Origin of the sequence: Mesotoga sp. HF07.pep.5.2.highcov, from assembly GCF_003666285.1 — a bacterium.
In the GTDB taxonomy this organism is placed as follows: domain Bacteria; phylum Thermotogota; class Thermotogae; order Petrotogales; family Kosmotogaceae; genus Mesotoga; species Mesotoga prima.
This window is the reverse complement of record NZ_JFHJ01000324.1, coordinates 1-1,482: the sequence shown is the minus strand read 5'-3', so window position 1 is coordinate 1,482 and position 1,482 is coordinate 1. Positions and strand designations below refer to the sequence as shown.

The 1,482-nt window shown below is 41.6% G+C and carries 1 protein-coding gene; it reads right to left on the bottom strand.

Annotation, left to right across the window (positions count from 1 at the left end; all coding sequences use genetic code 11):
• Positions 1 to 79: 79 nt before the first annotated feature.
• The coding region (locus BG32_RS07095; RefSeq protein ID WP_147434866.1) for a DUF2207 family protein at positions 80 to 1,482 on the bottom strand (1,403 nt) is incomplete at its 5' end.

Genomic DNA, 1,482 nt, shown 5'->3' with positions numbered 1-1,482 from the left:
AACTAATTATAAAGGATTAGAATTTCAGTTGTCAACCCTGTTCACTTTCGGGTTAATCAGCTCAAATTCAATGTAGGAATCAAGGTCTCACCTTGTTAAAAATCATCTCGAGTCTTTGTAGCTGGCGCAGCAAAGTGAGCTGTTGATCAGATACTCTCTTCCTGTTGGAAATAAGGTCCTGTAGGTGACCAAGAGCAACTAGCTTTGCAATGTCATCATTAGTCCATGACTGTTTTGAAAGAAGCTCCTTCTCGGTTTTTTTCCATTCCATGTAGAACAACCTTCCAGAAGGCGTCCACCGAGCAAAGATATTCTTTGGAAGAACGAGAAGTAGCCAGCCGAGACACCAATCGACGTAAAGGACTATTGAAATCGCCAGCGATTCATCGGGGAAGGAGAGATAAACTTGCCAGTTCCCAAAGACGAATTTCAATATCAGTGACCATATTATTAGATACAATATAGAAAACACAGACATTACAGTTGAACCCAGATACTCATAGAATCGCCCCGACTTTACAACACGCATAGCATGCTTCCGCCAGAAACCGTATTGTTCTTTGAACTCGTCAAAAGAAAAAGCGTCGCTCTCTGCATCAGGGATCTCTATCGATCCATCCTCATTTCTTCTAAGAGATTTCAGCGTCTGCAAAGCCCATTTTTGCTGTGTCGGAATTCCTTTTTCACTTGTTTCGAAAGATATTGTGTTCTCACCAATCTGTATCTCCCCACTGTTATGCATCTCCATAATCGTAGATAGAAACCCGTTATGGTCAATTTCCTGAAAGGGATTCTTGATTACAGCATTGAGAAGGTAACCCGGTACATCGTAGAGTCTGTAGCCTATTTCAGACTTCACCTGTGGTTCGATCCCGAAAAGTATGAATGTGAAGAAGATCACGAAGAAAGGAACTGCTATTTGGAAGCCAATCAAACCAGAAAGAAAGGCTTGCTGGAACATAGCGGATTCATGTTCCTTACGCAATGCACTTTTACTTATAGTTGTATTGACCGCATTTGGCATCGTATTAGCAATGCTCTTCGGAAATGAGATCTTGATTTCGCCAGAAGCATTTGAAAGAACCGACTTCATTTGCAGTTTGACAAGGTTTCCTTCAATTTCAAAACTCGCTTCCTTAAATGGTCTAACAGAAATATCATCCTCTGTAAGTCTCGAAATTATCGTTTCTGGAAGCTCCATAGCGAGAGAAATATCCCTTGTCATAGCGTCGGAATTCGGTTCCCAGAATCTATAGCTTAACACAGCTATATCCGAACCCACCTCAACGACTCCCGAAATAACGTATTCGGTATTCATGACAAACTCACTCACTTCCTGTTCAAGGAAGATCCTGGCGTCAAAACCTCCCGGAGAAGAGGAGATCTCTTTCACAAATCCAGCATCATTAGGAATTTCAACCGAATAAGACTTCAGAACCGAAGGGTAAGATAAGTGTAGTTTTTTGGATGCCGTGCGATTAT